The sequence below is a fragment of the Pontibacter qinzhouensis genome (genome assembly GCF_008017455.1).
GTDB lineage: Bacteria > Bacteroidota > Bacteroidia > Cytophagales > Hymenobacteraceae > Pontibacter > Pontibacter qinzhouensis.
In genome coordinates this window covers 1-20,822 of record NZ_VRTY01000052.1, presented here as the reverse complement: position 1 = coordinate 20,822, position 20,822 = coordinate 1, and the positions used below count along the sequence as shown (strand labels likewise).

At 50.8% G+C, this 20,822-nt stretch carries 14 protein-coding genes; 2 read left to right on the top strand and 12 right to left on the bottom strand.

Going from position 1 to position 20,822, the window contains the following annotated elements:
* The first annotated feature begins 296 nt into the window (after positions 1-296).
* The gene (gene yiaK, locus FVR03_RS14100) at positions 297-1,280 is read left to right on the top strand and encodes a 3-dehydro-L-gulonate 2-dehydrogenase (protein WP_147922405.1); all 984 of its coding nucleotides are present in this window, start codon (positions 297-299) and stop codon (positions 1,278-1,280) included.
* A 424-nt stretch (positions 1,281-1,704) separates the two neighbouring features.
* Here yiaK and FVR03_RS14095 read toward each other — a convergent pair whose 3' ends face one another.
* The gene (locus FVR03_RS14095) at positions 1,705-3,141 is read right to left on the bottom strand and encodes a M48 family metalloprotease (protein ID WP_147922404.1); all 1,437 of its coding nucleotides are present in this window, start codon (positions 3,139-3,141) and stop codon (positions 1,705-1,707) included.
* Between the two features lie 675 nt (positions 3,142-3,816).
* On the opposite strand from FVR03_RS14095, the gene FVR03_RS14090 reads away from it, so the two are divergent.
* A complete protein-coding gene (locus FVR03_RS14090; protein WP_147922403.1) occupies positions 3,817-7,320 on the top strand; it encodes a PA14 domain-containing protein in 3,504 nt (1,167 codons plus the stop codon).
* A 246-nt stretch (positions 7,321-7,566) separates the two neighbouring features.
* Here the strand turns inward: FVR03_RS14090 and FVR03_RS14085 are convergent, their stop codons facing one another.
* The 11 genes from FVR03_RS14085 to FVR03_RS14035 form a co-directional block, all read right to left on the bottom strand.
* Positions 7,567-9,027 carry an NADH-quinone oxidoreductase subunit N gene (locus FVR03_RS14085; RefSeq protein ID WP_147922402.1) on the bottom strand — a complete coding sequence of 487 codons (1,461 nt, stop codon included), beginning with the start codon at positions 9,025-9,027 and terminating at the stop codon, positions 7,567-7,569.
* The gene (gene nuoM, locus FVR03_RS14080; RefSeq protein ID WP_147922401.1) at positions 9,014-10,594 is read right to left on the bottom strand and encodes an NADH-quinone oxidoreductase subunit M; all 1,581 of its coding nucleotides are present in this window, start codon (positions 10,592-10,594) and stop codon (positions 9,014-9,016) included. The genes FVR03_RS14085 and nuoM overlap by 14 nt, the downstream gene beginning before the upstream one ends.
* A complete protein-coding gene (gene nuoL, locus FVR03_RS14075) occupies positions 10,591-12,477 on the bottom strand; it encodes an NADH-quinone oxidoreductase subunit L (protein WP_147922400.1) in 1,887 nt (628 codons plus the stop codon). Before nuoL ends, nuoM begins: the two co-directional genes overlap by 4 nt.
* 5 nt (positions 12,478-12,482) lie before the next feature.
* Positions 12,483-12,791, bottom strand: a complete 309-nt coding sequence (gene nuoK / locus FVR03_RS14070; protein ID WP_147922399.1) for an NADH-quinone oxidoreductase subunit NuoK — start codon at positions 12,789-12,791, stop codon at positions 12,483-12,485.
* The gene (nuoJ, locus tag FVR03_RS14065) at positions 12,788-13,318 is read right to left on the bottom strand and encodes an NADH-quinone oxidoreductase subunit J (RefSeq protein WP_147922398.1); all 531 of its coding nucleotides are present in this window, start codon (positions 13,316-13,318) and stop codon (positions 12,788-12,790) included. The genes nuoK and nuoJ overlap by 4 nt, the downstream gene beginning before the upstream one ends.
* Before the next feature lie 4 nt (positions 13,319-13,322).
* Positions 13,323-13,838 carry an NADH-quinone oxidoreductase subunit NuoI gene (gene nuoI / locus FVR03_RS14060; protein WP_147922397.1) on the bottom strand — a complete coding sequence of 172 codons (516 nt, stop codon included), beginning with the start codon at positions 13,836-13,838 and terminating at the stop codon, positions 13,323-13,325.
* Positions 13,839-14,267: 429 nt separating this feature from the next.
* A complete protein-coding gene (gene nuoH / locus FVR03_RS14055; protein WP_147922396.1) occupies positions 14,268-15,230 on the bottom strand; it encodes an NADH-quinone oxidoreductase subunit NuoH in 963 nt (320 codons plus the stop codon).
* Complete coding sequence (gene nuoG, locus FVR03_RS14050; RefSeq protein WP_147922395.1) at positions 15,200-17,935, bottom strand: NADH-quinone oxidoreductase subunit NuoG; 2,736 nt, start codon at positions 17,933-17,935, stop codon at positions 15,200-15,202. Before nuoG ends, nuoH begins: the two co-directional genes overlap by 31 nt.
* Entirely contained in the window at positions 17,917-19,212 is a 1,296-nt protein-coding gene (nuoF, locus tag FVR03_RS14045) for an NADH-quinone oxidoreductase subunit NuoF (RefSeq protein ID WP_147922394.1), read from the bottom strand. Before nuoF ends, nuoG begins: the two co-directional genes overlap by 19 nt.
* Before the next feature lie 18 nt (positions 19,213-19,230).
* Entirely contained in the window at positions 19,231-19,695 is a 465-nt protein-coding gene (gene nuoE / locus FVR03_RS14040; protein WP_147922393.1) for an NADH-quinone oxidoreductase subunit NuoE, read from the bottom strand.
* Between the two features lie 232 nt (positions 19,696-19,927).
* The coding region (locus FVR03_RS14035; RefSeq protein ID WP_147922392.1) for an NADH-quinone oxidoreductase subunit D at positions 19,928-20,822 on the bottom strand (895 nt) is incomplete at its 5' end.

Sequence of the window (20,822 nt, the reverse complement as noted above, 5' to 3'; positions counted from 1 at the left end):
AAATTTTCGTAAGATTTCAAGGCTTATTTCAAATAAAAAGTTTGTAATTTAATTTCTATAGATAAAATAGCATTCTACTCGGCCAGTTGAAGATACTCGGTCTGGGTTAAAGTTTAAAACAGGACTTGCCTGCGCACTTATAGGGAGGCTCTCTTTAAATTATTCAAATGAAAATGCCCTTCCAAAGGTAAAAGACCAGATTATGTGTCAAGGGTTATCGCCCGCGTATAAATACTTTTTACAGGTGGTATAAAAGGCCACAAGCAGTATGGGCAGGATTTTAAAATCAATAATGTATGAAAGTTACCTATAAAGAACTTCAGGCACAGTTTAAAAAGGTTTTGCTATCGCTTGGGTTTAACGAGGCCCGCGCCAGCCTTTGTGCCCGTATATTTGCTGAAAACAGCCGCGACGGTGTTTATTCGCATGGCCTTAATCGGTTTCCGGTGTTCGTGCAAATGGTGAAGGATGGCCTGGTTAAGCCGCAGGCCGAACCAGAATGCCTGGAGCAAAACGGCGCTTTGGAACGCTGGGACGGAAATTTAGCCCCTGGCATGTACACAGCCACACGTGCTATGGAACGGGCTATTGCGTTGGCAAAACAAAATGGTTTAGGCGCAGTGGCTGTCCGGAACACGAACCACTGGATGCGTGGAGGCACTTACGGCTGGCAGGCAGCTGAGGCAGGTTGTGTTGCCATTTGCGCCACCAACACCATCGCCAATATGCCGCCTTGGGGTGGCACCGAAGCTCGCCTGGGCAACAACCCGCTGGTGCTGGCTGCGCCCCGCCCCGACGGCCATCTGGTACTGGACATGGCCATGTCGCAGTTTTCTTACGGAAAGCTGCAGGAGCATGAACTGAATGGCACGCAGCTGCCAGTAGCTGGAGGCTACGACACAGCAGTAAACTTAACCCACGACCCGGCCGCCATCCGGGATAGTGGCCGTCCGGTGCCGGTTGGTTTCTGGAAAGGAGCAGGCTTGTCGCTGATGATCGATGTACTGGTGGCCTCGCTCAGTGGTGGCCGAACCGTAGCACAAATTACAGGAGCCGGATCAGAGGCTGGCGTATCGCAGCTGTTTCTGTGCATAAACGCCGATAACCTGGACCACGGCATCAGCGAAGAAATTATAAGCTATGCAAGGAGCAGCCAGCCCGAACAGGCAGGCACAAACATTCGATACCCAGGTGAAGGTACACTTGCCAAACGGCAGCAGAATGAGCAGGAGGGGATACCGGTTAATGAGGAAATCTGGCAGCAGGTTCTGGCTCTGTAGCTGGGGCTCCAACAAAGTGATAGGATATGGCTTTCCGGTGATATATTCTAACTCGCAGAAGGAAGTTAAGTGGGAAGTAAAAACATGGAAGCTTTGTCTGATAAATTTACCTGTTCTAGTATCAGCTTTTAAATTATTCGAATAAAAACAGCCTCCAGAAGGATTTTCATCAAATTGCTGCCAAGGGTTTACCCGACATATTTTGCTTGCTTGTTCCTAGTTCCCCTGTAGCTGCGACAAAAAGTTTTGTAAGAGGACAGAACTTGGAGACAGAGACGAAGAGAATACTTTGCATATAAAAAAAGCAGGTATAAAAGAGAAAGGCACAGGACTGATGTTCCTGCGCCTTTCTCTTTTACTCGTTACAGCTACTCTTTTTCAGTAGCTGCTAATCTTATCGTTTTTTACTGTTCTTAAGGTAGGGTTACTGCTCCACCACTTTTATGAGTGTTCCTTTCTCTAACTTATCAGTAAGTTGCATACCGTTTAAAATGGCCAGTTCATTAAATTTACTGTCGGGCATGTTGAAGGAGCGCAGTGCCTGCGAGAGCGTTGATGCCTGTGCCACTGTTTTAATGCGGACACGATCTGGTTTTTTGTTCAGCTTGGCCTGGTCTGTCAGTTCTTTAAAGTTCTGCATGGTGCTGGTAAACTGCGGCGCATAGTTGTTGAAATCGTTAGCAGCCGAAATCCCCATGATGTGGTAAATGTTGCCGCCAAACTGAATCAGGTAGGTTAGGGTCCTGATCACTCCCTGTTCCTGTTTCTGGTCTGCCACCATAGCCAGTGCAGGCAAGCTGTTAACTGTTACCTGCTTCGACTCCACGAGTTCGAGCTGGTAGTTTTTCAGTACCTGCTGACCTGCTTCCTCCAGGGTTTTGCCAGGGGCCAGCGTGAGCATCATCATGGCTTTCCCATCTTTTGGTGCCATCTGGACTTGCTGTGGCGAGTTCATATAGCCCCAGGCAGCAGGTATGGGGAACTGAAACTTCAGCACGGGGTGGTAAAATACCTGGTTTTCTACAAAGCCCTGTTTCGGGTCTTCGCCATACACCAGGCCATCTATCAGTTTCAGGTAGCTGTTTCGGTTTACCTGCAGGTTTGTCTGGTTCTGCTTCTGCTTTTCTTCAGCAGCCAGTTGGTTTACGGTGTTGTAGCGGTCGCCGGGGTTCGGGTGCGTCGACAGGAAATCGGGTATTGCCTGGCCGCTTCCTTCCTGCTGGCGTTGCAGCGTGGTGAAAAAATCGGCCATCTCTTTGGCATCGTATCCAATTTGAGTAGAGTACTGCACCCCTAATTTATCTGATTCCCGCTCATCGTCTCTGCCGAATTTCAGGAACAGAAGACCCAGGCCCTGCGAGGCGGTTTCACCAAACTGTGCAAACTGAGGCGAAACCACCATGCCTACGATCAGACCGGCCTGGGCCAGTATGCTTTTACTTTGCTGCTTGGCAGAGTGGCGGGCCGTAATATGCCCGATTTCGTGGCCAAGTACACCTGCAAATTGTGCTTCGTTGTTGAAGTGCGCCATAATGCCTCTGGTAAAATATACATACCCTCCGGGCACGGCAAAGGCATTTATTACCGGTGAGTCAACAACTTTAAACTCGTACTTTAGGTGGCTGCGGTGCGAAACGGCTGCCATCTGTTGCCCCTTCTCGTTTATAAACCGCTGCATGGCAGGGTCTTCGTACAGGCCGAACTGCGCCACAACCTGTGGGTCGGTTTCCTGGCCCATAGCAATTTCCTGATTTTCTGACATAAACATAACGTCACGTTTGCCTGTAACAGGGTTGGTGGCGCATGAGTGGAGCAGGAACATATTACCGGCTAAAAAGCCGGCCAGTAGATATTTTTTCATATAGTGTAAGCGTTAAGTTAATCTTAAAAAACAGCCCGGGCCGTTATCTTTGAGCAACGGCCTTGCTTTAAAATAGTTGCTTTACCTGCTGTTAAAGTCTTTTGCAAAGGCCTTGGCAGCAGTACTTGCCAGGTGAACCTTTTAACACCAGGTGTAATAAACAATAGTAGTGGCGGGCTGAGCCGTACCAGGTCTTTGCGGCTGCAAGTTAAATTATTCAGATTAAAATGGCCTTCCAACAAGAAAAATGACTTTTAGCGCCAAGGGTCTGCCTGCTCCATTCTTAGCATAGGTTATCTACTACCTGCTGCCTCCATTATAAAACCAGCTACCACCACTTTGCCTAACTATTAATGTACGTTTACCCATATCTATAACATATTTGAAACTTATTCTTAGAATCGACATATTAAATAAAGGGTATTAGAAGTAATGTATTTTGGAATATAACTTTTTAATTAAATTCAAAAGGGATGTGCTTCTCAAATCGCCTGTATTAATTCTTTCCATGATGTCATTTTATAATTCTTTCCATGATGTCATTTTCTAAATTTTTAAATCAACCAGGAGTAGCATCATCCTGAGTAGGATGTTTTGCCTTTTGCATTTGTGACGAGTGTGCTGGTGTAAAACAGCTACAATTCAGCTTAATACTAAATCTAAAATCCCTTTTATATGAAACAGGCTTACCTTTTTTTCTTCCTGCTAATGTTAATTTTCGGAAGTGCCTCTCCGGGTTTTTCGCAATCAGATGCAGGCTTGTTGATAGGCACCATTTCCGAGGTGAAGGCGGCGTACAAATCTAAAGCAGCACAGGCTACTGCCAGGTCCAGGTCGGGCAGCAATAACCAGATCAGGCATCGCCTGCCGGGGCAGGAGCCACTTGTCATAAACGTGCAATCGAGCAGAGAAGATGCTGTTTCAGAAACCTTTTATGGCGAGATAGAGGCAATTCAGAATAGCCAGTTCCACCTTAAAATAGGGGCAAACGAGGTGTCGGGCTCTATTCTGCTGGTAGACCAGAAAAAGTATTTCAGGTATGTGGCCACAGACCAGCAGTTGGTGTACCTGCAGGAAGAAAAAATTGATTCGGTCCTTTGCATGGGCTTTCCGAAAGTACCTGAAAGTGCGGGTCCTGTTAAAGCAGAGGCTACTAAAGGAGCAGGCAATATTCCTGTGCTCGAGAGCCTGCCCGGAGCCCGTTCTGTCATATTTCTAGATTTTGACGGCCATACAGTAAAAAACACCATCTGGAACGATAGTTTTACCAGAGGAGAAACCATAGAAGCGGCACCATCTGACCTGGCAGTAACGGAAATGGTAGAGGCCTGGAAAATAATGGCAGAAGATTTTAAACCCTTCGAGCTGAACGTGACGACAGATGAAGCCGTGTTCAATAAAACAGCCCCAAACCGGCGTATGCGCGTTATTTTTACACCGACAAATTACTTTTTTCCGGGTTGGGGTGGGGTAGCCTATATTGGTTCCTTTAACTGGGGTAGCTCCTCCTATGGCGAAACGCCCTGCTGGGTCTGGAATGCCCTACTTGGTAAATATGCCGGAGAAACAGGTTCTCATGAGGTCGGGCACACCCTCAACCTGCTGCACGATGGCCGAACCAATCCGCCCGAAGAGTACTACTACGGGCACGACAGGTGGGCACCCATTATGGGAGCAGGTTTTTTTATGCCGGTGGTGCAATGGAGCAAAGGCGAATATACTCATGCAAATAACTTTGAAGATGACCTGGGCATCATAGCTGCTTTTCCGGGAGTCGGACTCCGCACCGATGACCATGGCAACAGCAACAGCACGGCAAGCCGCCTGCTACTCACCTCAGAAGGAGATTTAGAATCAGAAGGCAACAAGGGGCTAATTGCAACACGCACCGATGTCGATGTTTTTAGGTTTGAAACACCTGGCGGCATTGCTTCAATAACGGTCAGGCCAACCTCCGAACATCCTAATCTGGCAATTCGGCTCACCGTTAAGAATGCTGAAGACAAGGTAATAGCTGTTGGAGATGAAAGAGGTATGAGTGCCTACCTCAACACTAATTTGCCAGCCGGAACTTATTTCCTGCAGGTGGAAGGAAGAAGAAGCGATGCAGGAGAGCACTCTGATTATGCCTCGGTAGGTGAATATGTACTGCAGGGTACCGTACAAGTGCGCGAAAGGCCGGTTATTACCATTACCTCACCAACCAACGGCGCCACCTTTACTTCTCCTGCTACTATAGAAGTAACCACAACGCACGATCCGACTTACCCTAACCTGGTGATGGTCGTGTTTTTGGTAAACGGCGAAATTGCAGGAGACGACAGAGAAGCTCCTTTTACTTTTACCCTGACAAGTTTAGCTGCAGGAACTTATAATATAACAGCCCAGGCCATAGATCCAAGAAAGGGTATTGTAGGTGTTTCTACGGTTACAGTGCAGGTGCAACCGGGTGTGGGAGCGGGTGGCATTACGCGTGAACTCTGGACTGACGTGCATGGTCCGTCTATCAGTGCAATTCCCATTCACACAAAACCTACTACAGCAGATGAATTACCTATGTTCGAGACTCCGGCAAATATCGGCGACAACTACGGGCAGCGGGTACGCGGCTTTGTACAAGCCCCGGAATCAGGAGAATATACTTTTTGGATTGCCGCCGATGATGTGGCGGAACTATGGCTAAGCACTTCCGAAAATCCGGAACAGAAAGCAAAAATTGCCCAGGTAGATCGCTGGACTTACTCACGCGAATGGACAAAATACGAGACGCAGCAGTCAGCAAAGGTAATGCTGGAAGCTGGTAAGCGCTACTATATCGAGGCACTGCACAAGGAGCAGGGCGGAGGCGATCACCTGGCAGTCGGCTGGCAACTGCCTTCCGGTACTATGGAAAGGCCCATCGGTGGCGACCGACTGGCACCCTACGATGGCACCGGCACTATTTCGCAAGAACTCTGGACAAATGTACACGGAACAGGCACGAGCAGTATCCCGCTTCATCGCAAACCCGATAGCACAAGTAAGTTAACAAGGTTTGAAGCCAGGTCGAACATCGGCGATAATTACGGCCAAAGAATCAGAGGGTTTGTGCGGGCTCCTGAAACTGGTAACTATACCTTCTGGATTGCGGCAGACGATGTAGCAGAACTCTGGCTCAGTACCTCTGAAGATCCTGCTCAGAAAGTAAAAATTGCGCAGGTAGATCGCTGGACAAATGTGAGGCAGTGGACCAAATACGAAGCGCAGCAGTCTGTGGTCATACCACTGGAAGCAGGCAAACGCTATTACATAGAGGCGCTGCACAAAGAGGGTGGCGGCAGCGACCACCTGGCCGTGGGCTGGCAACTGCCTGGCGGTAGTTTAGAGCGCCCCATTGGCGGTAACAGACTAATGCCTTACGATGGCACCGGTACCATTTTGCATGAGTTCTGGGCAGAGGTGCATGGGCCAAGTATCTCTACAATTCCCCTTGAAAGCACCCCGACGCGAGTCGGAGAGCTAATGGCCTTTGAAACCCCTTCTAACGTCGGAAATAATTACGGCCAGCGAGTTCGGGGTTATGTACGTGCCCCTGAAACAGGCGACTATACCTTCTGGATAGCTGCCGATGATGTGGCAGAACTCTGGCTCAGTACCTCCGATGACCCAGCCCAAAAGCAGAAAATTGCCCATGTAGAAAGCTGGACCTATGCAAGGCAATGGACACGCTACAACGCACAGCAATCAGAGCCCATTCGGTTACAGGCTGGCAGGCGCTATTATATGGAAGCGCTGCACAAAGAGGGTGGCGGCAGCGATAACCTGGCCGTGGGGTGGCAACTGCCTGGTGGTAGTTTAGAACGTCCTATTGGCGGCAACAGACTGTCGCCCTACGAACACGCACCACTTGTAGAAATGCTGGCTGCTACCACTCAGGTCAATATACAGGATAAAGAAGCTTTTACGGTATATCCTAATCCTGTGGCACCGGGTGGCATGGTAAAACTGGCGCTGGAAGAGGTTCACCCAAGGGTGCGCGTTACATTCTATGAGCTGAGTACCGGCAGAGCTGTTCTGGTGCAGGAGTTCCAGGAGGCACAGCACTTGCAACTCGACCTCAAAACTGTGGCGAAAGGTCTTTATGGTGTAAGGGTCGTAACAGACAATAAAACCTGGACAAGAAAGCTGGTGGTGCAGTAAAGTGAAAGCAGTCTTCCGGTTGTGTTACACCAAGTGCATTCTAAAAAACCATACCTGGTAGACCCTTGGCGAAATTCTGATGAAAAACCTTCTGGAGGCCGTTTTCATTAGAATAATTTGGCAAAGCACTATTGCCTCTCCAAATTATTCAAATGAAAATAGCCTTCCAACGGTTTTTAGGCTGGATGTGTCCAAGGGTAGATGCCTCGGTTAAGTTAGTTGCACCAAGCTTACTATGGCTAAAATTTACCTGTAAGCTACTACCTGAAACGTTTCTAAGACAGTGCTGATTAACTGAAGAAGGGCAGTGGGGTATACGCCTATGCCGATGAGCAGCAAGGTGAGCAGAGTGAGCGTGCCCATACTAGCCACATAAATGGAGGGTTGCAATTTGTAGGGAATTATGGTGGCCTCTTCAGCGGGCTGAAACATAACAGCTATGATTTTAATGTAATAATAAAGGCCAATCACACTGTTAATGACCAGCGACACTGCTAATAACCAAAGTTCTGTACGCACACCAGCTGCCAGGATGTAGAACTTGCCTACAAAGCCACCTGTAAGCGGAATACCAGCCAAAGACAGCAGCATAGCTATAAAAATGGTAGCCGTCCAGGGTCTGCGCCATAGCAAACCTTTAAAGTCGCTGAGTTGCTCGGCATCGCGCACTTTATCGGAGAGCATGGCTATTATGCCAAAAGCTCCGACAGTGGTAATAAAATAAGCCACCAGGTAAAACGATACGGCTTGCACGCCCATCTCGTTCCCGGCCAGAAAAGCTACGAGCAGGTAGCCCATATGCGCGATAGAAGAATAAGCCAACAGGCGTTTTACGTTTTGCTGCTGTAGCGCCAGCAGGTTTCCTGTAAACATAGAGGCAATGGCAATAATAGTGAATATGAGCACCAGCACAGGGTACCGGAAACCATCCACTTCTATAAAAAAACGGATCAGCAAACCTATCATCCCACCTTTTGAAACAGTAGCAATAAACGCCGTGACAGGGGCAGGGGCACCTTCGTACACATCAGGAGTCCACATATGAAAGGGTACCACACCCAGCTTAAACCCAACGCCTACGATCATCATCCCGAAGCCAGTGAGGAGCAGGAGCGGCAATTCTGTAAGACCGGCTATGGCAATGGCTACGGCCGCAAATTCCATGGTGCCGGTGCTGGCATATACCAGGGCCATTCCAAACAGGAGAAAAGCTGATGAAAAAGCGGCCAGAATCAGGTATTTAATGCCACCTTCGTCGGAACGTTCGCGTTTGCGGAGGTACGCGATCAAAGCATACAGTGCTACACTCAGTATTTCGAGGCCCAGGAACAAAGAGGCGAAGTGGGTGCTGATAACCAACACACAAGCACCGAGCGTAGACAAAATCAGCAAGAGATAATACTCTTCCTTCCGCTCTTCACGCTGCTCAAAATAGGCATAAGAAAGCATGCTTATAAGCAGCGCCGTAAGGAGCACCAGCCCCATATAAAACACGGCAAAGCCATCTATCACCAGTAGTGGATCAATGGAATATGCTCCCTGCACCTGCAGCTCAAACAAAGACCCAAACGCAGCCAGAAAAGACATGGCCGTGATCACATAAATGATTTTATGATTACGCCAGACAGAAATAACCAGCATGTTCATAATGGCACCAAACGTCAGAATAAGTAAGGGCATCAGGTGGAGAAAGTCATTTGCGTTCATAAAAAGCTTCGTTCAGGTTTTGAAAATAAACAGAATCGGTAGCGGGCAGGTAAAACGCTGTTTGGATAGAAGGCTCTTCTGGCTCCGGTACCAAAGGCGTATTATAGGCTTGTAGCTGCGCCTCTATAGCCGGTTTAGCCAGGTCGAGCACCGGCTGAGGGTACAGGCCCAGCCACAGGATCAGCACCAGCATAGGAGCGGCAATCAGCATTTCGCGGGCGTTCATGTCCGGCAGCACGGTCTGCTCCAGGTTCTTCTCCAGGAAAATTTTCTGCATGATGCGCAACGAGTAGGCTGTAGCCAGTACCAGCCCTATGGTAGCAAAAACCGTGAGCCAGTTGTTTGCCTGCCAGGCCCCCACCAGCGTCAGAAATTCAGCTATAAAATTTCCCAAGCCTGGCAAACCAAGCGAGGCCATCACAAACACAAGCGCCACCACCGCCATTTTAGGAGCCGTTGCCCAGAAGCCGCCCATCTGCCTGATGTCGCGGGTGTGCAGGCGCTCGTAGAGAAACCCAGCCAGAATGAACAGGGCGCCTGTGCTGAGGCCGTGGGTAATCATCTGCATCACCACGCCCTGCAGCGCCCACTCGTTAAAGGCAAAGACACCTAATATTACAAAACCCATGTGGCTGACGCTGGTGTAGGCAACCAGCCTTTTCAGGTCGGTTTGGGAGAAAGCGAGAATGGCTCCGTAAATTATGCCGATCACGCCCAGCAGCATAGCGTAGGGAGCAAACTCAACGGTGGCAGTTGGGAAAAGCGGCAGCACGAAACGCAGCAGGCCATAGGCCCCGGTTTTCAATAAGAGTCCGGCCAAAATGACACTGCCTGCTGTTGGAGCCTGAGAGTGGGCATCGGGGAGCCAGGAGTGAAAAGGTACCACCGGTAGCTTTACCAGAAAAGCAGCCAGAAAGCCAAACATAAGCCAGCGCGCAGCCTGGGGTGTGAGGGCAGTATTCAGAAGTTCAAAATAATTAAAAGTGAAGGTGCCTGTCTGGTTGCCATGCATAAAGTAAAGCCCCAGGATGGCCAGCAGCATGAGCAGCCCACTTGCCTGTGTAAATAGGAAAAACTTATAAGCGGCATATCTCCTGTTCTCGTGCCCCCAGATCCCGATCAGGAAGTACATCGGAATGAGCATTACCTCCCAGAAAAAGTAAAACAGGAACAGATCCATGGCCAGGAAAACGCCTGTAATGCCCGCCAGCACCCACAGCAGGTTAAAATGAAAAAAGCCTACTTTGTGTTGAATTTCCCGCCAGGAAATAAGCACCGCCAGCAGCCCCAGGAAAAACGTAAGCACCAACATAAGCAGGCTCAGCCCGTCCAGCGCGAGGCTAAAGCCCACACCCCACTGCGGAACCCAGGGTTGTTCCAGCCGCAGGAGCCAGGCGGAGTCAGTAAGGGAGGCGCCTGTGTTAGACCATAGCATGAGCGTGAGCAGCAGGGCGGCCAGCAGCGTAAACAGCGAAATCCAGCGGGGAGAGGCTGGGTGAAAGCGTTGCGCCACCCAGGCCAACACTCCGCCAGCCAGCAGCAGTACGATAAGCCAGAGCAGTATCATAAGAGTATGGTTATAGTTAAGATCATGATGGCGCCTACTACAATACCCATTACATAATGGCGCAGCAGGCCATTCTGCGACCGTGCAAATAGCAGGTGAAAAAACTCCGATAGGCGGACAATAAAGGTGTAGAAACTATCGATTACATCTTGTTTATTTATTTTTGCCAGGAACACGTAAGGCCGCACCAACAGCATGTCGTACAGCTTATCGAAACCCCAGCCGGAGTGCCAGAAGCGGTGCAGCGCCATGGCCGTATCGGAGCGATGAATGCTGGCCCTCAGATCCGGTTTCTTCAGGTAGATGAGGTAAGCGATAAAGATACCGCTAAGCGATACCGTGGCCGCCAGCAATTGCAGCATCCACTCATACCTGCTAAAATCGGGCACCACACTCACCGCAGGCAAAATCGGCGACAGAAAATCGGAGAACAGCACCACGTGCCCGAAGTTGTGCGGCAATTCAATAAAGCCGCCTGCCAGCGAGAGCACGGCCAACACAATAAGCGGCAACCGGATGGCCAGTGTTGGCTGGTGCCCCACATGGGTTTTGCTGTCGCCATAAAACGTGAGGAACACCATCCGGAAAGTGTAGACGGAGGTGATAAACGCACCGAGCAAGGCCGCCAAGTAGAGCCAGATACTACCATTTTCGCCAGCCAGTTGCAGCCACAGGATCTGATCTTTGCTATAGAAACCGGCAGATACCAGCGGAACAGCGGCCAGAGAGGCAGCCCCGATCAGGAAGGTCCAGAACACCACCGGTAGTTTCTTTTGCAGCCCACCCATGCGGCGCATGTCCTGCTCGTGGTGCAGCGCCAGAATAATGGCACCTGCGCATAAAAACAGCAAGGCTTTAAAGAACCCATGTATCATAAAATGGAAAACGGCTGCCGACCAGGCTCCCACACCCAGCGCCAGAAACATGTACCCGATCTGGCTGATGGTGGAGTAGGCAAGTACCCGTTTCAGGTCGTATTGGGTGAGGGCAGCGCAACCTGCCAGCAGCAAAGTAACGGCTCCAATAACAGCTACTGCCATCTGCGCAGCGGGAGCCAGTTCGAAGAGCACATGCATACGGGCAATCAGGTACACACCGGCTGTTACCATGGTGGCGGCATGTATCAGGGCGCTAACAGGCGTAGGGCCGGCCATGGCATCGGGCAGCCAGGTTTGCAGTGGCAACTGCCCCGATTTACCTACCGCTCCGCCTAAAAGTAGAAAAGCAATAATAACCGCCAGCTGCGTGCCCACCTCCCATACCTGCACTGCTTCGGTAGAAATAGTTTGAATATGCAGCGTGCCGAAAGTCTGGAAGAGCATGAACAACCCGATAGCCATGGCTGTGTCGCCAACGCGGGTAATTAAAAATGCCTTGCGGGCAGCATATCCGTTGGCTGGCTCTTTGTACCAGAACCCGATAAGCAGATAAGAGCAGAGACCCACACCTTCCCAGCCCAGGTAGAGCAGCAGCATGTTATCTGCCAGCACCAGTACCAGCATGGAGCCTACAAACAAGTTCATGCAGGCAAAAAAGCGGGTGTAGTCGGGGTCATCGGCCATGTACTCGGTGGAGTATACATGAATCAGAAATCCGACGAACGTAATGACGAAGATAAACACCATCGAGAGCGCATCTAAATGAAAAGCAACTGAAGGACTAAAACCTGCCACGTTAAACCAGTTCCAAAGCTCCTGGTGGTAAAATGCAGGCCTTTCAGATAGATATTCGAAGCCTAGCAGCAAAGTGATGGCTGCCGAAATACCCACACTGCCCACACCTATGGCGGTAACCAGGGCACGGGGCAGGCGGGAGCCGAGGAGCACCAGCAGGAGGGCACCGGCAAAGGGCAATGCGGGAATTAACCAGAGGAATGCTGCCATTGTGTTTATCCTTTCATAAAGTTAGCTGCGTCGCTGTCGAGGGTTTTCAGTTGGTGGTAAATCTGCAGGATGAGGGCCAGGCCAACCGATACCTCAGCGGCTGCCATAGTAAGGATGAAGATGAACATGATTTGTCCGTCGGGCTGCGCCCAGTGGCTGCCGGCTACTATAAAAGCCAGGCCTGCCGCATTGAGCATGATCTCTACCGAAATGAGCATAAAAATGATGTTGCGCCTGATCATAACGCTGACCATGCCGAGCATAAAGAGAATGCCAGCCAACAATAAGCCTGCTTCCATGGGGATGTTGCTCATGAGGCTGCGCTCCTTTCCAGAAAACGGTGTACCACTTTCTTCTTCTGCCTGCCCAGGTGGTAGGCACCCACAATGCCTGCCATCAGCAGGATACCGCACAGCTGCACCCCCAGCATATAAGGGCCATACAGCGCCAGGCCAACTGCTTTAGCATCTATGGCCGCACCAGTTGTTTGTGGAGCCTCTGTTGCTACAACCATATATACCAACTCCGCCAGCAACACAAAAGATAAGATGGAAGGACCTATCCAAACCGAAGGCTTCATCCAGGACCGCTCTTGCTGCACATCCTCGTAAGTGAGGTTGAGCATCATGATCACAAAAATGATAAGCACCACAATGGCTCCGGCATAAATAATGACTTCGAGTGCCGCCATAAACGTAGCTCCCAAGGTGAAAAACACTACGGCCACCGCCAGGAAAGACACCACCAGGTACAGCAGTGCATGAATCAGGTTATAGCTCATAATTACTAAAATGGTGGCGATTACGGCAACCGCTCCGGCTATATAAAATGTTGTTTCCATAGGATTAGGGAATTAAGCTTTTAGTATCTACAGGAGGTCTTTCCTGGTCACCTTCGCCTTTTCCTTTCACGCCGGTAGCCACGCCAGCCACTTTGTAGTAGTTGTAGCCGGGGTACTTGCCCTGCCCGTCAATCAACAGGTCCTTTTTCTCATACACCAGGTTCTGGCGGTTATATTCGCCCATTTCAAAGTCGGGGATGAGTTGGATGGCGGTGGTGGGGCAGGCCTCTTCGCAGAAGCCACAGAAGATGCAGCGCGAAAAATTGATGCGGAAAAACTCCGGATAGCGGCGGCCGTTCTCGTCTTCGGTAGCCTGGAGCGAGATGCAGTCTACGGGGCAGGCGGCGGCACACAGGTAGCAGCCCACACAGCGCTCGCCCATGTCCGGGTCCCGGGTCAGCACAATTCTGCCGCGCCACCTGGTCGTTAGCTTTACCTTCTCCTCCGGGTACTGTATGGTATCTCGTTTATGAAACCCATGCAGAAACGTAATCCACATACTGCGCAGTAAACTAAACATAGTTGCTCCTTTTTAAGATGTTAGATGCTAGATTTTAGATGATAGACTTTTCAATTATTCAAATGAAAACTGCCTTCCAAAGGTGTTTTGCTCTATTTAGTGTCAAGGGCTAGATTAAACCTTGCAGCGTATTTCAGACCTGCTAGCGTTTTGTTTTTACATGGTTTCTTGAAACAGGCGCTGCGTAATATATCGATGCTAGAGTCTAGGCTTCCCTAATTATTCTAAAGAAAATGGCCTTCCGAAGGCTTTTTGTTTGTTTTACATCCAAGGGTATAAATAGATATCCTAATTGTATTTAGCTTTAGCCAAGGCTTTATTGAAGCTTTACTCAGACGCTCGGAGGAGCAGCGAGGTCTTTCTGACCTGCTCTTTATTCCCAATTAGCCATTCATTCATTCTCTCAATCACTCAATCAAAATTCCAAACTCACCATCCCATCCACAGCACGATACCGGCAGTAACCATCAGGTTGAGCAGCGTGAGGGGGAGCAGGATTTTCCAGCCGTATTCCATTAGCTGGTCGTAGCGGGGGCGGGGCATGGAGGCGCGGAGCAGGATGAAGATCATCAGGAAAAAGAACACCTTCAGGATGAACCACACGATCGGTGGCAGAAAATCCGGACCCAGCCAGCCGCCAAAATAAAGCGTGACTACCATGCAGGAGATGAGGGTAATGCCGATATACTCCCCGATAAAAAACATCCCGAATTTCATGCCCGAATACTCCGAGTGGAAACCTGCCACCAACTCACTTTCTGCCTCTGGTATATCGAAGGGCAGGCGGTGCGTTTCGGCTATACCGGCTATAAAAAAGATGAAGAAACCAATGATCTGCGGAATGAAAAACCACAGGCCACGCTGGGCTTCCACAATGTCGCCGAGGTTAAAAGAACCAGCCTGCAGCACCACACCCATCAATGCCAGGCCCATAAATACTTCGTACGAGATCATCTGGGCAGCGCCACGCATGGCGCCTAGCAGCGAGTATTTGTTATTGGAGGCCCAGCCACCCAGAATTATACTGTAAGCCCCCATCGACGACATTGCCAGGAAGAACAGCAGCCCGATGTTCAGGTCTACTACCACAACTTCCGGTGAGAACGGTATAACAACGAAACTCATCAGAACGGTTATAAACACAATGGCAGGAGCCAGTACAAACACAGGTTTATCAGCGAAAGGCGGAATCCAGTCCTGCTTAAAGAATAGCTTCAGCGAATCAGCCAGCACAATTAAAATTCCGAATGGGCCTGCCCGGTTGGGACCATAGCGGTCCTGCCAGAGTGCCAGCATCCGACGCTCTATCCAGATGAGGCCGGCTGCCAGGTTCAGCAACGCGAACAGGATACCACCAATTATCAGAAAGTAGTTTGGTGCTGCTGCTTCCATTGGATTTGTTTGTTTAAAATGGCCCAGGCAGGTAGTTCTGTGTAAGCAATGGCAGGTAAGCCAATGGGCAAACCTGCGGTACCGGAAGGTATGGTTGAGTTTAATTTTACAGGCAGCTCATACGCTATCCCTTCTATGCTGAAAGACAGCGATTGCCCCTCTTCCAGCTTCAGCCGCAAAGCATCGTCGCTATTAATCGCCACATACGGTTTGGGTATGCGTTCTGCTACAGCAGGCGATTTTGCGCTCAGCTCTTCCGATCCGAAAATGTGGTAGAGCGGGAGTATGAACAGGTGGTCGGGCAGTGGCTGAAAATTTTGCGGAACAGCCATCGAGAAGATTTCTTCAGGTATCGGATCTGGTTCTATGAGCCGAACACCCGGGTCGCCGCCACGCAGGGGACCGCCCACTTCCTGCTGGTATTTGTTTGTGGCCTGTGCCGAGTTCCAACCGGGCGCCCAGAAAAAGGGAATCATAGAAGAAGGTGGTTGCCCTCGGTAGCCCTCCATGGTATAGGTCATGGGGTTATCGGGGTCTTCGGGTGGCTTGGGTTCGCTTACGTTAATGTTAGCCAACATGGCGGTGCGGCCACTGAAGCGGTGCGGCGCCCGAGGAATTTTCTGGCCGGCCATTCTGAAGTCGGCAGGTGGTGCTGTGGCAAGTACCCCCTGCAACGGAGGAATCTCTTTCGCCATGGCTTTCTGCAGATCTTCAAAACTTTCCCACTGTATTATCTGGTCGTGGGCGACAATAGTGCCTATTTCAAAAAGCCAACGCCAGCTTTCCTGAATATCTTCGGTGGTAGGGTACACCTGGTAAAAGCGCTGTGCCCGGCCTTCGTTGTTAACCAAGGTACCGTCTGCTTCGGCAAAGGCACCTGCAGCCAGCAGAATATGAGCCTGTTCGGTGGTGGCATGGTGCAGGTGGTCGAGCACCACAACCTGTTTTGCCGCTGCAAAAAGCTGCTTCACCCTTTCTGTTCCAGCTCTCCGATACAAATCGTTCTCCAGAATCACAATGGTATCGGCGTAGCCATTTAATACGGCCTCGAAGGCAGATTCCAGTTTATGGCCACCTAGCATGGCAAGGCCCATGCTATTGCATTCGGGTAGGGTAAGCACAAGGCCGGCAGCCTTTTCTTTCGCACACAATGCGTTAGCGATATTGGCGCTGGCCCTTAGCACACGGTCGCTGCCAGAAAAGGTTCCTGAGATAATAAGCGGATTTTCTGCGGCCAGCAGGGTCATGGCGATTTGCTGGGCCAGTGCCTCCTCCTGTTCGGTAAGGCCATTTACGTTTGGAGATTCCTCATGAATAAAATGGGCCACGGCAAAACCTAAACGCGCAATGGCATCTGGCGAATCGAAGAAGGTGGCAGTGGCCAGCTCGTCTAATTTGGTGTTGGTGGAAGCGGCAATAAAGAGCGGCCCTTTTTCGGTTTGCACCAGCGCCCGTACAGCCGCATCCTGCCACACAGGTATATTCGCTTTCGATACCTGCTCCAGCAGCGGCTGCTGCCTCACCGATTGCCGCACGGCCAGCGCCAGCATAGGAGCCGTGTTGGTCAGGTCTTCACCCAGAATAAACACGGCATCGGCTTTTTCAACTTCTTTCAGGGAGGGGGTGCGGGCAGCGCCGGTTCTTAAAATTCGCAGGGCCAGCTCCGCCAGGTCATGCTCCACATCCGACACCCCATGATGGAAATTGTTTTCGCCAACCAAAGTTCTGAGTACAAAATTAGACTCTACTGAAGCTCTGGGTGAGCCTATCCCAATTACTCTTCCGGCTTTTATAGCGCTGGCTGCAGCCTGTAAAGCTTTGTATTTATCGGTGGCCTCAGGAAGCTGCGTGCGTATAAGCGATTTCCGGATCCGGCTTAGACTGTTAACATATTCATAGCCAAATCGGCCTCTGTCGCAGAGGAAATAGCCATTTACTTCGCCGTTGTAGCGGTTGGTAATGTTGCGCAACGAGCCGTAACGCTCTCCGGCCACTATGTTACAACCCAGGCTGCAGTGGTGGCATACAGAGGGGGCGGTAGTTAAATCCCATTTGCGGGTGTAGTGCTGCTTTAAGGTTTTGTCCGTGAAAACACCCGTTGGACAAACCTCCGCCAGGTTACCACTGAACTCGCTTTCGAGCACACCGTCTTCGTGGCGGCCAAAGTAGAGGTGGTTGTGGGCAGCGAACACATCAAGGTCTTTTCCTCCGGCATAATCTTTATAGTAGCGTACGCAGCGGTAGCACTGTATGCAGCGGTTCATTTCGTGGTTCAGGAACGGCCCCAGGTACTGGTTTACGTAGGTCTTTTTGTCGAAGCGGTACTGGCGGTAATTGTGGCCGGTCATCACGGTCATGTCCTGCAGGTGGCAGGAGCCGCCTTCGTCGCACACAGCACAGTCGTGGGGATGGTTGGTCATGAGCCAGCCGATTACGTGCGCTCTGAACTCTTTGGCCTCCATGTCGGCAATGGAAATATGCAGATTATCGCGCACCTGCTCCATGCACGACATAAACAGCTTGCCCGTTTTGTCGTTCTCGTCGCGGTACACTTTTACGGCGCACTGGCGGCAGGCGCCAATGGAGCCCATGGCCGGGTGCCAGCAGAAATAGGGTAAATCGAAGCCCAGGGTGAGGCAGGCTTCGAGCAGGTTTTTGCCTGCGGTTACTTCATAAGGAACGTTATCTATATAGATGGTTGCCATACGGTGCTCCAGGGACAGTGGTGTTCTACAATATGCTGCTCAAAATCCTCTCTGAAATATTTCAGAGCGCTCTGCAGAGGTTCCATGGCTCCTGGTGCCAGTGCACAGAAGGTGTTACCGGGTCCAAGGTATTTTGTATGGAATTCAAGCGCCAACATATCTTCTGGTCGACCTTCGCCTTTATCGATAGCTAGCAGAAGCCGCTCTACCCAGGGCAGCCCATCGCGGCATGGTGTGCAGAAGCCGCAGGACTCCTGCGCAAAGAAGTGCTGCAGGTTGTGGACGAACCCGACGGGGCAGGTCTGGTCATCGAGTATAATCATAGTGCCTGTTCCCATCCTGCTGCCTGCGGCTTGTATGGAGCCATAGTCCATGGGGAGGTCCAGGTGCTCCTCTACCAGAAAATCTGTAGAAGCCCCGCCTGGCAAAAGCCCCCGGAAAAGGTAACCCTCTTGCATGCCTCCGGCATAGTCTTCCAGAATTTCGCGGATGGTGGTGCCCATGGGTAACTCCCAGCAACCGGGCGTTTTTACGCGGCCGCTCACGCCGAAGAGTTTGGTGCCGGCATCGGCACTTCTGCTCAGGCCTTTAAACCACTCAGCTCCATTGTTGATGATGTGCGGCAGGCAGCAGAGTGTCTCCACATTGTTCACAATGGTCGGTTTGCCATACAGACCACTTACCTGCGGAAAAGGAGGTTTGGCTCGTGGGTTGGCCCGCTTTCCTTCCAAAGCATTCAGCAGAGCTGTTTCCTCACCGCACATGTACCTGCCTACTCCTGTGTGCAGGTGCATTTCCAGATTGTAGCCGGAGCCCTGAATATTTTTCCCCAGATAACCGGCTTCGTAAGCTTCTGCTATGGCCCGGGTTATTTCTTTGGCGGCGAGTTTATAAGCCCACCTTAAAAACACGTAAGAGATGTTTGCCTGAATAGCATAGGCCGCCACGATCATGCCTTCAATGAGCTGGTGCGGGTTGCCTTCCAGCAGTACACGGTCCTTGAAGGTGCCAGGCTCCATCTCGTCTGCATTTGCCACGAGGTATTTGGTAGCGGGCGCGTCCGGTCCCATAGGCACGAAACTCCACTTCAGGCCTGTGTTAAACCCGGCTCCGCCGCGGCCACGCAGGTTGGAGTCCTTCACCAGGTTTTGCACTTCCGTTGGCGTCAGTTCTTGCAGTATTTTCCTGACGGAGGCGTAGCCACCCACGGCCTCATACTCTTTTAGGCTGAGCGGTTTTCGGCTGGGTACAATGTGTTGGGTAAGAGGTTTTTCCATAGCGGGCCTCTTTAGGGTTTAGGTGTATTTGTTCAAAATTTCTTCCAATTGTTCCACCGTCAGGTTCCGGTACAAATCGTTGTCAATCATGAGGGCTGGTGCGCAGTCGCAGGTGCCGAGGCAGGCGTTGGGTAGTAAGGTGAAGCGGCCATCTTCGGTCGTCTCGCCGTATTTTATGCCGAGGGTGCTGTAGAGGTGGTCGCGGATAGTTTCGTAACCCATCACATAGCAACTGATGCTGTCGCAGAGCAGGATCACGTGCCTCCCCACTGGCCTCCTGAAGATCAGGTTATAGAAGGTGGCCACGCTATCGAGTTCAGCCGGCGACATGTCTACAAACTCCGCCACCTCTGCCAGGCTGCTGTCAGATATCCAGCCCCGGTTCTGCTGCACAATCTTCAGGGCTTCAATACAGGCAGCCTTTCTGGTCGGCACCAGACTTATTTCGTGCTCTATTTGATGTTTTTCCTCCGTGGTCAGCATTTTTTTAGATGTTAGATGCTAGATTATAGATGTTAGATAGACTATTTATGGCGCGAGCGTCCTCGCTCGTGCCTTTTATTTTGAGGCCTCTGGCCGAACTTTAGCTTTTAAAAAGCGGCCAGAGGCCACGGAATAGTCGTTACGAGCGGGGACGCTCGCGCCATGATAATTTAAAATCATTAAATCTCCACATCTCCAAATTTTCAAATCAAAAGATCTCCATATCAAAAAATCACCTGTCAATATCGGCCAGCACATAATCCATAGCGCCAAGTATGGAGAGCAGGTCGGCTACGGTGTAGCCTCTGGTAATGTAAGGCAGCATCTGCATGTGCGGGAACGAGGGAGTGCGGATCCTGACCCGGTACGGGGAGGTGTTGCCATCGCTGGTAAGGTAGTAGCCGTTAGCTCCCTTGGTTGCTTCGATGCAGCTCATGGCCTCGCCGGAGGGTATTACTGGCCCCCAACTCACGCCCAGAAAATGGGTAATGAGCGTTTCTATATCTTGCAAGGTGTTTTTTTTGATGGGTGGCGTGGTGAGCGGGTGGTCTGCTTTGTAGGAACCTTCGGGCATGTTTTTCAGGCACTGCTCAATAATGCGCATGCTCTGGCGCATCTCCGCCACCCGTACCAGTGCCCGGTCGTAGCAGTCGCCGTTGGCGGCAGTGGGAATATCAAAGTCGAACATTTCGTAGCCGGAGTAAGGCTGCTTTTTCCGGAAATCCCACTCAAAACCGCAGGCCCGCAGGTTAGCACCTGTCACGCCCCATTCTATGGCTTCTTCTTTCGTGAAAATGCCGATGCCTTGGGTGCGGGCTTTGAAAAGTGAGTTCTTCAGCACCAGGCCATCATATTCTTTGAGCCGTTTCGGGAAATAATCGAGGAAGTTCTGGATGAGTTTTTCCCAACCAATGGGTAGGTCCTGCGCCACACCGCCAATGCGAAACCAGTTTGGGTGCATGCGTCCACCGCAGATGGCCTCTACTATTTCAAATACTTTTTCCCTGTCGGAGAACATATAAAACACTGGCGAGAGCTGCCCCACGTCTTGCGCAAAAGTGCCGTACCACACCAGGTGGCTGGCAATACGGAACAACTCGCAAAGCATTACCCGGATCACCTTTACC